Annotated in this window: 8 protein-coding genes; 5 read left to right on the forward strand and 3 right to left on the reverse strand. The window is 74.8% G+C overall.

What is annotated here, in order from left to right; genetic code table 11:
• Positions 1 to 7 precede the first annotated feature (7 nt).
• From BQ6202_RS03425 to BQ6202_RS03435, 3 genes are all read right to left on the reverse strand, one after another.
• Positions 8 to 1,075: an LCP family protein gene (locus tag BQ6202_RS03425; protein ID WP_072313045.1), complete on the reverse strand. Its 1,068-nt coding sequence runs from the start codon at positions 1,073 to 1,075 to the stop codon at positions 8 to 10.
• A 111-nt stretch (positions 1,076 to 1,186) separates the two neighbouring features.
• Positions 1,187 to 2,104, reverse strand: coding sequence for an LCP family protein (locus BQ6202_RS03430; RefSeq protein WP_159433608.1), 918 nt, complete (start codon positions 2,102 to 2,104; stop codon positions 1,187 to 1,189).
• 194 nt (positions 2,105 to 2,298) lie between these two features.
• Positions 2,299 to 4,038: a gamma-glutamyltransferase family protein gene (locus BQ6202_RS03435; RefSeq protein WP_072313047.1), complete on the reverse strand. Its 1,740-nt coding sequence runs from the start codon at positions 4,036 to 4,038 to the stop codon at positions 2,299 to 2,301.
• 145 nt (positions 4,039 to 4,183) lie between these two features.
• Here BQ6202_RS03435 and BQ6202_RS03440 point away from each other — a divergent pair, with 145 nt between their 5' ends.
• Genes BQ6202_RS03440 through BQ6202_RS03460 form a run of 5 tightly spaced genes read left to right on the forward strand, consistent with a single transcriptional unit; the run spans position 4,184 to position 14,439 of the window.
• The gene (locus BQ6202_RS03440) at positions 4,184 to 5,257 is read left to right on the forward strand and encodes a DUF4192 family protein (protein ID WP_072313048.1); all 1,074 of its coding nucleotides are present in this window, start codon (positions 4,184 to 4,186) and stop codon (positions 5,255 to 5,257) included.
• A gap of 9 nt (positions 5,258 to 5,266) precedes the next feature.
• The gene (locus BQ6202_RS03445; RefSeq protein WP_072313049.1) at positions 5,267 to 6,451 is read left to right on the forward strand and encodes an NAD(P)/FAD-dependent oxidoreductase; all 1,185 of its coding nucleotides are present in this window, start codon (positions 5,267 to 5,269) and stop codon (positions 6,449 to 6,451) included.
• Between the two features lie 58 nt (positions 6,452 to 6,509).
• Positions 6,510 to 7,352, forward strand: a complete 843-nt coding sequence (locus BQ6202_RS03450; protein ID WP_072313050.1) for a PP2C family protein-serine/threonine phosphatase — start codon at positions 6,510 to 6,512, stop codon at positions 7,350 to 7,352.
• Positions 7,352 to 8,722, forward strand: coding sequence for a serine/threonine-protein kinase (locus BQ6202_RS03455; RefSeq protein WP_072313051.1), 1,371 nt, complete (start codon positions 7,352 to 7,354; stop codon positions 8,720 to 8,722). The genes BQ6202_RS03450 and BQ6202_RS03455 overlap by 1 nt, the downstream gene beginning before the upstream one ends.
• Positions 8,719 to 14,439, forward strand: coding sequence for an Ig-like domain-containing protein (locus BQ6202_RS03460; RefSeq protein WP_072313052.1), 5,721 nt, complete (start codon positions 8,719 to 8,721; stop codon positions 14,437 to 14,439). Before BQ6202_RS03455 ends, BQ6202_RS03460 begins: the two co-directional genes overlap by 4 nt.
• Positions 14,440 to 14,447: the final 8 nt, after the last annotated feature.

The following is a 14,447-nucleotide window of genomic DNA, read 5'->3' on the forward strand; positions in this document are numbered from 1 at the left end:
CCGCCGCCTACGGGCGGTAGTCGGTGCCGTGCTCGTCGACGTACGCGCGCACGTCACCCGCGCGCAGCGCCTCGCCGAGCTCAGCCGTCTGCGCGACGTCGACCACGTTGACCGAGGCGCCGGCGCGCCCCGTGAAGCCCTCGATGGGTGCCATCAGGCTCAGGATGTCGTCGCGCTCGAGCTCCTGGCTCAGCGCGGTGAGCGCGACCATGTCGGCCACCTCGAGATCGCCCGTGACGTGCACCTCGCCAGCGATGTGCACGAGCGCCGCGGTGAGCGCCGGCGGATCGGCGGCCAGCGCGTCGAGCCGGTCGAGCAGGCCGATGATGGTCGCGCGCGTGCGCTCGGCCCGGTCGAGGTCGCCGTAGGGCAGGCCGTAGCGCTGCCGCACGAAGAAGATGCTCGTCTCGTCGACGAGCTCCACGGGGTCGGCGGTGAAGTCGTAGGCGATCCCGGTGTCGCTCACCTCTCCGCTGCGACCGTAGTAGGCGACGGCCGGAGTCGCGTTGTCGACGCTGACGCCGCCGACCGCGTCGACCAGCCTCACGAATCCGTCGAACGTCGTCTGCACGACGTAGTCGAACTCGAGCCCGCCGAGCAGCGCCGACAGGGTCGCGACGAGCGAATCGGTGCCGCCGAGGGCGAAGGATGCGTTGAGCTTGGCCTCGCCGTGGCCCGGGATCGTCACCCACGAGTCGCGCGAGACCGACACGAGCGAGAGCGTCTCGCGGTCGGCGGAGAGCTGCGCGATCACGATCGCGTCGCTGTTGCCGGTGAGGTCGCCGGGCGTGCGCGAGTCGGTGCCGATCAGCAGCGCCGTCACCGTGCCCGCTGGCAGCGGGTCGGGTGGATGCGCGGGGGAGGGCGAGGGGGTCGTCGCGGGCGTCGCGGTCGGTGTCGCCCCGGCCCCGGCACCGGTCTCAGGCTCGCTCGAGGTCGCCGCGATCGGCGAGGCCGAGGGCGCCGGGAGCGCCTGCGGGCCGCAGCCGGCGAGCGATGCGCCAGCGAGCAGCGCCATGACGACCGCGAGGCCGAGTGTGCGCCGGAAGGACTCGGACCGATCCGGTGCGCGCATGGAGCCTCCCGTTGCCTCGCTGGTGTGCGCTCAGGCTAACGGGGATCTCGGCGTAGCGGGACACCGTCCGGGAACCGGCGGCGCCGACGCTCGCGCGCGGCGCCGCAGGCGTCAGTAGTCAGTGCCGTGCTGGTCGACGTAGGGCTGGATGTCGCCCGCGCGGAGCGCCTCGCCGAGCTCGGCGGTCTGCGCCTGGTCGACCACGTTGACCGATTGCCCGCCCTGGTCGCCGAAGCCGTTCAGGGGTGCCATCAGGCTGACGACGTCGTCGCGCTCGAGGTTCTGGCTGAGGGAGGCGAGCGCGACCATGTCCTCGATCGAGAGCTCGCCGGTGATCTTCAGCCGGTCGGCGAAGTGCTGGAAGACGGTCAGCAGCTGCGCCGGGTCCTCGGTGGCGATCTCGTCGATGCGCTCGAGCATGCCGATGACTGCCGCGCGCTGCCGCTCGGTGCGGTCGAGGTCGCCCTGCGGCAGCCCCTTGCGCTGCCGCACGTAGATCAGGCCGTCGGTGCCGGAGAGGTGCACGGGGTCGGCGGTGAAGTCGACGACGCGGCCCGTGCTGCTGACGGTGACCTGCGTCGGGTGCTGGTTCTCGGCGTCGAAGCCGTCGAGCGCGCGCGTCAGCGCGATGAAGCCCTCGAAGTCGGCCTGCACGACGTAGTCGATCTCGAGCCCGCCGAACATCGACGACACCGTCTCGACCATGACGGAGGTGCCGCCGCGGGCGAAGGCGGAGTTGATCTTGCCGGAGCCGTAGCCGCCGGCGAGCGGCACCCAGGAGTCGCGAGTGATCGACACGAGCGCGAGCGTCTCACGGTCAGCGGAGATCTGGGCGAGCATGATCGCGTCGGCCTGACCGGTCATGCTGCCGGGCGTGCGGGAGTCGGTGCCCAGCAGCAGCGCGGTGACCGCGCCCTCTGGCAGCGGATCGACCGGACCCGTGGGCGTGGGTGTCGGCGTCGGCGCCGGGGCGACGATCGTCGGCGCGGGCGTCGCAGTGGGTGTCGGCTGGGGCTGCGCCTGGGGCACGCAGCCGCTGATAGCGAGCGCCGCGGCCACCGCGAGCGCGGTCAGCTGTGCTCTCGGGCCCACCGATCGCCCGGCTCGTCGTCTCGTGTTCGTCCGCATCCCTGCCACCTCGTTCGCCCTGCTGCCGCGGCCGGGTCGCTCGCTGCGCCGTGCCGCCTCGTCGAGGCTAGCGGCTGGCGGGTGCGGGCGCCCGGTCAGCGCAGGGCGGCGTAGCCCTGCTCGCCGCGCGCGTTCGAGGCCGCCCTGATCGTGCCGTCGGGCTCGCGCGACGCGAACGAGAGGCGTCCGAGCGACCAGGGCCCCGCGTCCGTCACCAGGTGACCGCGGCGGCGCAGCTCGGCGATCGTCGCCTCCCCGAGGCGCGACTCGACGTGTAGGCCGCCCGGCTCCCACACGCGCGGCTCGAACGACGAGACGAGGTGGGTGATGTGCCAGGCGGGCGCGTCGATCGCCGCCTGCGGCGAGAGCCCGAGCACGCGCATGCCGAGCAGCATCGAGAGCTGCCACTGATCCTGCTGGTCGCCGCCGGGCGTGCCGAGGGCCGCGACCGCGCCGTCGTCATCGACGAGCATCGTGGGCGAGAGGGTGGTGCGGGGGCGGATGCGCGGGCTGAGGCTCGTGGGCAGCCCCGGCTCCAGCCACAGCATCTGCGCCCGCGTGCCGAGGCAGAAGCCCAGCTCGGCGATCGCGGGGCTCGACTGCAGCCAGCCGCCGGAGGGCGTGGCGGAGATCACCATTCCGTACCGGTCGACGACGTCGATGTGGCAGGTGTCGCCGCGCGTGGGCTCGCCGGCACCGGCGGCTCGCTCGACCGTGCCGGCCGTGCTGAGGCGGGGGAGGCGCGGCTCGCCCCGCAGCGCGCCGGGGCGCAGCTCGAGCGAAGCGGTGTCGCCGATGAGCGCGCGCCGCTCTGCCAGGTGGTCGGGCGACAGCAGGCGCGTCAGGTCGGCACCGTCGCCGAACCACGCGTCGCGGTCGGCGAAGGCGAGCTTCGTGGCCTCGGCCGCCAGATGCACGGTCTCCGCGTCGAAGACCGCCGCCGCCGCCGCCGGCGGCTGCGTCGGCAGCAGCGGGTCGAGGATGCCGAGCGCCTCCAGCAGCGCGGGCCCCTGCGTCCACGCGCCCGCCTTGTGCACGGTCGTCCCTCGCCACGGCATCGAGGTGGTGGGCTCCCAGGAGGGGCGCCAGCTCGCCAGGTCGTCGCCCGTGAGCATGCCCGCATGCGCGTCGCCGGAGGAGTCCATCACGGGAGTGCGGCTGTGGCGGTCGATGGCCTCTGCGACGAAGCCCTCGCTCCAGGCGGCGATCGCGGCGTCGCACGCGGCCTCGCGCGGGAGGCCGCTGCCGGCGTCGGCGAGGCGGCGGTAGGTGGCTGCGAGGGCGGGGTTCTGGATCACGGCCCAGTCGGCAGGCGCCGGGTCGGCCCAGAGCGCTGCGGAGGCGGGCCAGTGCTCGCGGAAGTAGTCGGCCCTGCCGGCGATGGTGCGGGCGACGCGCGGGAGCACGCGGTGGCCGCGCTCGGCGAGCTCGATCGCGAACGCCAGCACCTCGGCCGGCGCCCACGTGCCGTGATCGCGCAGCAGCGTAAGCCACGCGGGCACAGCACCGGGCACGACGGCGGCGAGCAGGCCGGTGCCGGGGATGTGCGCGATGCCCTCGCCGCGCATCCGCTCGATCGTCGCGGCCGCGGGTGTCACGCCCTGGCCGCAGAGCACGACCGGCTCGGCGCCCGGCACGCGCAGGATCAAGGGGAGGTCGCCGCCGGGCCCGTTGAGGTGCGGCTCGACCACGTGGAGCACGAAGCCGGCGGCGGCCGCCGCGTCGGTTGCGTTGCCGCCGCGCTCGAGCACGGCCATGCCGCTCGAGGAGGCGAGCCAGTGCGTCGAGGCGACCGCCCCGAAGGTTCCCGTGAGCTCCGGTCGCGTGCGCATCATGCGGCAACGCTACCGGCGTCGGATGCGAGTGCAGCGCTCGCGTGGTGCGCGTCGGAGCGCCCTCGACGGGCGGCCGTGCACGGGCTGTCCACAGCCTGGGCTCGCAGCGCGACGGGCAGTGGGCCCGACGTCGCATCCTCTCGCCATGGAGACCGTTCGCATCCGCACACCGCAAGCCCTGCTCCGCCTGCTGCCAAGGCTCGTCGGCGACCCCGGGGCACCATCGCTCGTCGCGCTGCCGTTCGACGACGGCCGCTCCGGCATGCCCATGGTGCTCGACCTGCCCGATGAGGCCAGCGCGGCAGGCGTCGCGCGGGCCATCCGCGAGGGCGCGCTCGGCGCCGACGCGGTGGTGCTCGTCGCGTGCCTGGCGGGGGCGCTCGGCACCGATCCGCTGCCGCTGCGCACACCGCTGCTGCGGGTGGTCGAGCAGCTCGAGGGCCTGGGCGTCGGCACGCTCGAGCTGCTGGCGCTCGGCCCCGACGCGTGGGGCGACTACGCGCATCCCGCCGCCGCGCGCGGCCCGCTCGCCGAGCTCGACCTGCTCGACGACCCGGCGCCGCACGTCGCCGAGCGCGCCGGCATCCCCGCGGTGCCCGAGGGGGAGGGCGACGGCGGCGAGGCTGTCGCGCGCTGGCTCGGCACGCTCGGTCCCGGCGACCTCGCCGCCGCCGCCTCCGATCCGCTGGCCGCGCTCGAGCTCGCCGTCGCGCTCGCCCCGCAGCTCGCGCAGTCGCCGGGCGCCGTCGGCGATGCGCCCGCGCGGGCAGCGGCGCTCGCGATCGCCCTCGTCGCCCGGCCGGCGGTGCGAGACCTCGCGATCCAGGTCGCCGTCGACGGTGTCGACGCGGCGGCGGACACCCTCGCGGCGCTCGATGACGCCCACTCGCCTGCGAGCGATGCCGCAGCCAGCCGCTTCCTCGGCATCGGCCCACCGCCAGACGTGCCGCGCCTGCACGAGCGCCTGCGCCGGTGGAGCGCGATCGCGGTGGCGGCCCCGCTCGAGGCGCGCGCGCCACTGCTCGTCATCGTCGGGTTCCTCCACTTCTTCCTGGGCCGGGGCCGCACCGCGGGCCGATGCGCCGAGCTCGCGAGCGCCATCGATCCGGCGCTCACGATGGCGCCGCTGCTGCGCGAGGTCGTCGACGCGAAGCGGGCGCCCGACTGGGTGCTCGACGAGCGCGGCCGCGCCCAGGTGCCGCGCGATCGCGAGCGGTAGCGTCGGCCCATGGCGAGCGAGCATCGGCACGACGTCCTGATCATCGGCGGCGGCAACGGCGGCATCTCCGCGGCAGCGCACCTGCAGCGCCGGGGATGCCGCGACATCGCGCTCATCGACCCGGTGGAGCGGCACGTCTACAAGCCGCTGCAGCACTACGTCGGCACCGGCATCGCCCGCGATCGCGAGCTGACGCGGTCGCAGGCCTCGCTGATGCCAGCGGGGGTCGATCGCCATCGCACGACGGCGGTCGAGATCGACCCCGTGCAGCGCACCGTGCGATGTGCCGACGGCACCGTGCTGCGCGCCGCCGACATCGTGCTCGCGCCCGGCATGCGCATCGACTGGGAGCAGCTGCCGGGCGCCACGCGCGCGATCGCCGACGGCACGGCGGTCTCGACCTTCGTGGTCGAGGAGCTCGAGCGCACGCGCGAGCGGCTCGAGGCGTTCGACGGCGGTCGCGCCCTCTTCCACGTGCACGACCAGCCGGCCTCGGGGCTCGAGACGGCGTTCAAGCCGCTCTTCATCGCCTGCGACCTGTGGCGGTCGACCGGTGTGCTCGAGCGCACGGAGGTCGTGCTCGTGCACGAGGGCGCCCGCCTGCACCGCGTCGACGCGATCGAGCGCGAGATCCGGAGGCACCTCGACGACTACGGCGTCGACGCTCGGCTCGGCACGCGGCTCGTCGGCATCGAGGGCGACATCGCAGAGCTCGACGGGCCCGCGGGGCGCACGCGGGAACGCGCCGATCTCATCCAGCTCCACCCGCCGTACGCCGCGGCGGCCGTCATCGCCGATTCCGGCCTCGACGGTCCTACGACCGGCGGCTTCGCCGCCGTGGATCCCGAGACGCTGCGCCATCCTGAGCATCCGCGCATCTGGGCGATCGGAGACGGCGCCGACCTCGGTGACGCACGCACGGGCGGTGCCCTGCGCAAGCAGGTGAAGGTGGTGGTCGAGAACATCCGGCGCTCGCGCGCCGGCCTGGCGCTCGAGCGCTACGACGGCTACACGGTGGCGCCGATCGCCACCTCGCGTCGCAGCCTCTCCTTCGGCGAGTACGACCGCGCGCTGCGCGTGCGCCGGTCGCTGCCGGTGCCCGACGAGATCCGCTCGAGCCCGCTGTGGCACGTGCTCGACCGCTTCGGGCTGCCGCAGGCGTACTGGCATCGCATCCTGCGGGGAAGGCTCTGATGGCGGCGTCGGGCGCGCGATGCGCTCGGAGCCGCTGCGGCGTGGGAGACTGGAAGGCGTGACCCACATCGGAGCGGCGACCGGCGAGCACGCGACACAGGGCCCGGAGGGGCGTCGGTTCGCGGTGCGATGGGCCGGTCTGACCGACACCGGCTTCCGCCGCCAGCACAACGAGGACTCCCTCGTCACGCAGCCGCCGATCTTCGCGGTCGCTGACGGCATGGGCGGTCATTCGCACGGCGATCTCGCGAGCAAGGCTGTCGCTGAGGAGCTCGGCGGGCTCGGCGGGATCGAAGCGGTGGAGCCGATCGACGTCGTCGATGCGCTGCGGCGCGCGACCGACGCGATCGAGCAGCTCGGCGACGGCGAGGGCGCCGCGGGCACCACCGTCACCGGCTGCGCCTTCGCGATGCACGACGACGCCCCGCACTTCGCGGTCTTCAACGTCGGCGACTCGCGCACCTACGCGATGCTCGGCGAGCGCCTCACCCGCATCACCGTCGACCACTCGGTCGTGCAGGAGCTCATCGACGCGGGCCTGCTCACCGAGGAGGAGGCGGAGACGCACCCTGAGTCCAACGTCGTCACGCGCGGCGTCGGGGCCGGCATCGACCCGGTGCCCGACTACTTCCTGCTGCCGATCATGCCCCAGCTGCGACTGCTCGTGTGCTCCGACGGCTTGACGAAGGAAGTCCACGACATCGACATCGAGCGGCTGCTGTGGGAGCACGACGACCCCGCGGATGCCGCCAGTGCGCTCGTCGCAGCCGCGCTCGACAACGGCGGCCGAGACAACGTGACCGTCATCGTCGTGGACGTCACGAAGGCGCCGGTCGTCGACGACGTCGACCGCACGGTGCCGCGGACGACGCTGCGCGACGAGGAGACCAGGCGGTCCTGATGGCCAGGCGGCTCCCCTCCGCGCCGCCGGTCCTGCCCGGCTACTCGCACCTCCACGTGCTGGGCACGGGAGGGTACGCCGATGTCTTCCTCTACGAGCAGGCGCTGCCGCGCCGCCCCGTCGCGGTGAAGGTGCTGCTCGCCGAGCTCGTCGACGAGGAGGTGCGGCGCTCCTTCCGCACCGAGGTGAACCTGATGGGCCGCCTCTCCTCGCACCCGGGCATCCTGACCGTCTATGGCGCGAGCGTCGCCAGCGACGGGCGGCCGTACCTCGTGATGGAGCTCGCCAGCCCCGAGCTGGGCGAGCGCTTCCGCACCGAGCCGCTCGCGCCCGAGGCCGCGATCCGCATCGGCATCCGCGTGGGAGCCGCGGTCGAGACCGCGCACCGGGCGGGCGTGCTGCACCGCGACATCAAGCCGGCGAACATCCTGACGACCTCGTTCGGGCATCCGGTGCTCAGCGACTTCGGCATCGCCGGCCTGCAGCACGACACGACCGAGGCTGCGGGCGTCTCGATCCCGTGGGCGGCACCGGAGGTGCTGCGCGGGGAGACGGGTGGCTCGATCGCGACCGAGGTGTGGTCGCTCGGCGCCACCATCTTCTCGCTCATCGCCAGCCGGAGCCCGGCAGAGCAGCCCGGCCGTGCCAACGACCACGACGCGCTCAGCGCCCGCATCATGGCGCACGAGCTGCAGCCCTCGCGCGCGATCCCGGCGCCGCTGCGCTCGGTGCTCGACAAGGCGCTCGCGGCCAAGCCCGCAGACCGATACGCGAGCGTCGAGGCGATGCTGCTCGAGCTGCAGCGCGTGCAGCGCGAGCTCGGCTTCGACGAGACCGCCATCGAGGTCGAGGTCGACGCGTGGGCAGCCGAGCCGATCGCTGACGCCGAGCCCGATGCCGAGGCCGAGGCGGCGGCGGATGCGCTGCGCCTGCGCCGACGCCGCTCGCGTCGGTCCGCGGGCATCACGGGCAGCCGCGTCGACATCTCGCAGTCGACCGGCCGGCGCCAGCCGCAGAAGCCCAAGCGCTTCGCGATCGGCATCGGCATCGGCGTGGCGAGCGTCGTGGTGCTGGGCATCGTCGCCGTCGCGGCGATGGCGCTCTCGAGCGTCTCGCAGCAGATCCCCGTCGTGGACGACATCGAGGCGGCGCCCGAATCGGGACGCGTGGTGTTCACGTGGCCGGACCCGGGCCTGGTCGACACCGACAGCTATCACGTGCGCACGCCCGAGGGCGACGCCCTCATCCAGGGCGGCAGGCAGTTCACGCTCGCCGGCGAGCCGGGAGAAGCGCTCTGCATCACCGTCGCGGTCAATCGCGACGGCTCGACGGGCGCCCCGACAGAGGCCTGCGCGGAGCCGCTGCCGTGAAGCGCCGCATCGCCGGAGCGGTCCTCGGGGGGCTCCTCGCGACCGGCGTCGTCGTCGGCGCGGTGGTGACCCCCGGCTACACCGCGCTCGAGCCGCAGCTCGACGGCTCGAGCGTCTGGATCGCGAACCCCGAGGCCGGCGCGATCGGCCTCGCGAACACCGCGAACAGCACGATCGAGCAGATCGTGCGCGTCGGCGGCGCGGACGAGGTCTACCAGGCGGCCAGCGGCACCGTCGTCATCGACCGCGACGCCTCCACCGCGCGCGTCGTGCCCGACGGGGCGACGCAGCCCGGCCCGGCCGTGCCGATCGTCTCCGAGGCGGTCGTCGGGGTGCGCGACGACCGCATCGTCGTCACCTCGCCCGCGACCGGCGACGTCTGGCGCACGACGACCGGAGCGCTCGCCGAGGGCACGCCGCTCGGCGAGCCGGTGGTGGCGCTCGGCCGCGGGGGCGTCGCCGTGCTCGGCGAGCACGACCTGCTGGCGGCCTCACCCGGCCTCGGTCGGGTGCTGCGCGTGGATCAGGCGGGCGAGACCGTCGCCAACGACCGCGCGCCGGTGTCACCGACGGCCCCCGAGCTGCAGCTGACCGCGCTCGGGGACACCTGGGTGCTCTACGACGCCGGCTCGGGTGTGCTCTCGACGCGCACGTGGCAGACCAGCGTCGGTGCGACCGGCGTCCGCCTGCAGCAGCCGGGCGCCGCCGAGTCCTCGGTGGTCTACGCGACCGAGGACTCGGTCGTGCGGCAGCAGCTGGGGGTCGAGCGCTCGACGGTGCTCGCGTCAGGGCCCCGCGGGGCCGCAGCGCAGCCCGTCATCGGCGAGCGGTGCGCCTTCGCGGCCTGGAGCGACGGCGCGGCGTGGCGGGCGTGCGACGGCGAGGAGCCTGTCGTGCTCGGCCTCGACGGCGTCGCGAGCGACGCGGAGCTGCGCATCGTGCAGCGGGGGAGCGCGACCGCGGCGGTCGCGGTCGGCGGTGGCGAGGCCTGGGCGATCGACCGCGACGGCAGCCGCATCGAGGGCTGGCGCCTCGACGAGGAGGTGCCGGAGCCCGAGGCACCGGCCGACGGCGAGACCGTCGAGGAGACCGTGGAGGCCGACCCGCAGCCGCCGGTCGCGGTCGACGACGACCTCGGCGCGAGACCGGGCGCCGTGACGGTGCTGCCCGTGCTCCTGAACGACAGCGACGCCAACGGCGACCCCATCGTCATCACGGATGCGAGCGTCGACCGTCAGGACGCAGCGGTCTCGGTCATGCCGGATGGGCGCGGCATCCGCTTCGAGGCGCCCGAGGAGGGCGACGCTGTCGTCCGCTACGAGATCTCCGACGGCGTCGAGACCGCGACCGCGACCGCGTACGTCTCCACGCGCGCCGGCAACGAGCCCCCGGAGCTCGTGCGCCCGCTGCAGGCGACGCTCGAGGCCGGCGGCGAGATCGTGCTGGACGCGCTCGACGGCTGGGTCGACCCCGATGGCGACGCGCTCGCGGTGGTGCGCGCAGAGGCGGAGGCGCCCGACCGCGTCACGGTGCGCTCCGACGGCAGGCTCGAGTTCAGGGACGGGCTCGCCGGCGCCCAGCGCGAGGTGCTCGTGACGGTCACGGACGGCACCGAGGAGACCACCGAGCCCATCGCGCTCACCGTGCACGCCGGTGCCGTGCCGATCGCGGCACAGCCCGTCACGGCCGTGACGAGGGTCGGGCAGGAGCTCGTGCTCGAGCCGCTGCTCGCCGCGCGCGGCGGCGCCGGTGCGCTCAGCCTGCACAACGTCGTGCGCGACGACCTGCCGGTCGAGCCCGACTTCTCCGACGGCACCATCCGCGTCACGCCCACCGAGCCCGGCACCCTGCGCTTCACCTACGTCGTCACGGACGGCACCTCCACCATGGACGGGCGCGTCGTCGTGCAGGTGCTCGAGGGCACCGACGCCTCCTCCGCACCCGTGACCCGGCCGCTCCGCGCCTCGGTGCCGTCCATCAGCACGGTCGAGCTCGACGTCGACGACCTCGCCTTCGACCCCGCCGGCGGCGTCGTCGCGCTCACCACCGCATCCGCCGACTCCGACGCGGTCCGCGCCGAGGTGCTCGACGGCGAGCGGCTGCGCCTCGCGCTCGCCGACGACCTCGACGGCGAGGCGAGCGTCGAGTACACCGTCACGAACGGCATCGCGACCTCGATCGGCTCGCTGCAGGTGTCGCAGGCGGGCGGTGCGACGGTGCAGCCGCCCATCGCGCGCGACGACGTCGTCACGGTGCGGCCGGGCGGCCTGGTCGAGATCCCGGTGCTCGCGAACGACGAGCAGCCCGACGGCCTCCCGATCGCGCTCGATCCGCAGCTGGTCTCGGCGCCGGAGGCGGGGCTGCTCTTCGTCGACGGCGATCGGATGCGCTACGTCGCGGGCAGCGAGCCCGGCACGTTCACGGCCGCCTACAGCGTGCGCGGCCCCGACGGCCAGACGGCCAGCGCCGAGGTGACCCTGCGGGTGATCGACGCCGCCGAGCGCACGAACGCGGCGCCGGTCGCGCCGACGGTCGAGGCGCGCGTGGTGGCGGGCGCGAGCGTCGACCTCGCCATCCCGCTCTCGCACGCCGACCCCAACGGCGACCCCGTGCAGCTGCTCGGGCCCTCGACCGCGCCGGCTCGCGGCTTCGTCACCCAGCAGGGCTCGACCCTGCGCTACCAGGCGGGCGAGGTGTCGCCCGGCAGCGACGAGTTCCGCTATCGCATCGTCGACGAGCCGGGCGCGGTCGCCGAGGGCGTGGTGCGCATCACGGTCGTCGAGCAGGGGCCCGCGCTGCCCCCGGTGCTCGGCGCCGATGAGGCGCGGATGCGGCCGGACTCGACGCTCGTCGTCCCGGTGCTCGACAACGACAGCGACCCCGCGGGCCTCCCGCTCGAGATCGTGGGCGTGGAGGCCGCCACGGCCGGAGCCACGGCCGAGGTGCGCGACGACGCGGTGCTGGTGACGGCGGGCGCCGCGACGACCGACATCGGCGTGCTCGTGACGGTCGAGAACTCCGCCGGCACGCAGTCGACCAGCTGGCTGCGCGTCGATGTCGACGAAGCCGCGCCTCCGCCGCCGCCGGATCTCGCCGACGTGCAGGTCGCCATCCAGTCGATCGCCGACGGGGGCACCGTCGTGATCGATCCGCTCGCTCAGGCCTCGGTCCGCGACGGCCGCGCCGATGTGCTCGAGGCCGCCCTGCCGCTCGCGACCGACGGCGTCGAGCTGCGGGAGGACGGCGCGATCGAGGTCGCGGTCACGGAGCGCACGCGCTTCGTGCCCTACGCGGTCGCCCGCACCGACGACCCCTCGGCGGTCGGCACGGCGGTCATCGCCGTGCCGGGCCGCGCCGATGCGCTCCCGCAGCTGCGACCCGGCGTCGCCCCGCTGGTCGTGCAGTCGGGTGAGGCGCTCGAGATCCCGATCGACGACGTCGTCGTCACGGTCGACGGCGAGGGCGCGATCATCACCGACGCCAGCAGCGTCGTCGCCTTCCCGACCGACGGCACGAACCCCGTCATCGACGAGCGCACGCTCCGCTTCGTCCCGCAGGCTGGCTACTACGGGCCGGCATCCATCACCTTCGAGGTCACCGACGGCGACAGCCGGACGGACGAGGATGGGCGCGTCGGCACGATCGTGCTGCCGATCGACGTCGTCGCCGGCAGCGACGTGCCGCTCAGCGTGCTGGGGACCTTCGTGCAGCTCGAGTCCGGCGCGGAGCGGGAGATCGACCTGACGCGCATCACGAGGACACCGGACGCCGAACGGCTGGCCGGTGCCACCTGGACGATCGCGGGCGCCACGCCGCCGGGGTTCCGCGCGACGCTGCAGGGCTCGACGCTGCGGGTGGCCGCGCTGCCGGGGACGCCGGCCGGCACGGTCGCCGACCTGCGGATCGGCGTGCGCGACGCGGCCGGTGCGGGAGAAGGAGGCGTCGTGCGCCTCGCGACCATCACCTCCACGAAGCCGCTGGTCGCGCCGCTGCCCGACGCGGTGACCGTGCAGCGCGGCGCGAGCGCGACGGTGCTGCCGCTGGAGAACGACGCCGCATCCAACCCCTTCCCCGCCCCGCTGCGCATCGCTGCGCTCAGCGAGGAGGGGGCCGCTGCCCGCGGCGTCAGCGCGGAGCAGCGCGGCGAGGCCGTCACCGTCTCGGTCGCCAGCGACGCGGAGATCGGTACGACCTTCGTGCGGGTGCTCGTGCTGGACGCCACCCTCGATCCCGCGCGCGGCGTCTGGAGCCCGATCTCGGTCACGGTGCAGGACCGGCCCGAGCCACCCGCCCCGCCCGTGCAGGCGTTCGGGGAGCACGTCGACGGCGTCGTCACCATGACGATCGACCCACCCGCGGCGAACGGCAGCCCGATCACGGGCTACCGCCTCGTCGGCGACGGTGTCTCCTACCCGTGCGGGAGCGAGCCGCGCTGCCGCATCGAGGGTCTGCCCGCGGGCGTCGAGCTGCGGCTGCGCGCGATCGCGACCAACGCGCTCGGGGACAGCGACCAGTCCGCGCCCTCGGAGCCGGTGCACGCCGACCGCCGCCCCGCCGCCGTGCGCGGCGTGGCAGCAGCGCCCGCGACGGAGCCCGGCTCCGTGCGCGTGACGTGGCAGCCGGTGCCGCAGCCCCAGGGCGGCACCCCTGTCGAGGGCTACCTCGTGCGCATCACGGGCGACGGCGCCGACCGCATCGTGCGGGTCGGCGCGGGCGAGCGTGCCGCGGTGGTGCGCGAGCTGACGCCCGGCCGCGCCTACGGCATCGCGGTCGCGGCGGTGAACGACGCCGGGGTGCCCGACGAGGGCTGGCGCTGGCCCGCCGCGCCCGTGCCCTTCACCGCGGTCGGCGAGCCCTCGACGACCCCGGTGCTGCTCACCGGTCGCACCGCAGGCACGGTGACGGCGAGCTGGTCGGCCGTCGACGCCGGCGGCGCTGCGGCGGTGGGCTACACGATGCGGATCGTGCCGGTCGCCGACATCGCGGACCTCCAGTGCACGAGCACCGGGACGGGCACGCCCGCGGGCGCGGCGGCCCGCACCGGAACGCTGGCGGTGGAGGAGGGGACCCGAGTGGTCGTCGCGGTCATCGCCGACAACGGCTGGCACTGCTCCGTCTCCACCTCCGAGCCCATCTTCGGCAAGCCGTCGCCGGTCGCCGCAGCGGAGGTGCGGGTCAGCGCCGGTGCGGCACAGGTGCACGACGACGCCCTGGACCTGCAGCTGACCGCGGTCCCGGCGCTGCCCTCCGGCCAGTGGTTCGAGGCCCGCGTGCGCCAGTCGCCGCAGGCGACGCAGCCGGTGTGGGTGCGCGTGGGCCAGGGGGACTTCCTGACACCGACGACCACCTCCTTCGTCTACGGCCGCGACGCATCCGTCGACGTGCGCGTGTGCGCGCCCGCAGGTGCGGGCTCGACCCCCAACTGCTCGGACCCGACCGCCGTCGGCACAGCGATGCCGCTGCGCCTGCGCGCCGCGGTCGAGTCGTGCGTGCCGCTCGCACCGCTCGGCGCGACCAGCCCGACGAACGCCGCCGGAGCGATCGACAGCGAGGTCGTGGCCTCGTATCGCGTCGGCGGGATCTGGAGCGCGGAGCAGCCGGCGAGCGAGCCCGTACCGGCGGGGGCGACGCAGGTGCGAGCGACGGGCGTCGTAACCTATCGGGAGTCCGGGCCCCACCGGGACCCCACCCCGACCGTCTCGGGGTGCGGGCTGTGAGCAGGGAG

This window comes from Agrococcus sp. Marseille-P2731 (assembly GCF_900117395.1).
In the GTDB taxonomy this organism is placed as follows: Bacteria; Actinomycetota; Actinomycetes; order Actinomycetales; family Microbacteriaceae; genus Agrococcus.

Coding starts and splice junctions, on each gene's coding strand:
- BQ6202_RS03425 (WP_072313045.1), bottom strand. CDS start 1,075: ATGCGCGCACCGGATCGGTCCGAGTCCTTCCGGCGCACACTCGGCCTC.
- BQ6202_RS03435 (WP_072313047.1), bottom strand. CDS start 4,038: ATGATGCGCACGCGACCGGAGCTCACGGGAACCTTCGGGGCGGTCGCC.
- BQ6202_RS03440 (WP_072313048.1), top strand. CDS start 4,184: ATGGAGACCGTTCGCATCCGCACACCGCAAGCCCTGCTCCGCCTGCTG.
- BQ6202_RS03445 (WP_072313049.1), top strand. CDS start 5,267: ATGGCGAGCGAGCATCGGCACGACGTCCTGATCATCGGCGGCGGCAAC.
- BQ6202_RS03455 (WP_072313051.1), top strand. CDS start 7,352: ATGGCCAGGCGGCTCCCCTCCGCGCCGCCGGTCCTGCCCGGCTACTCG.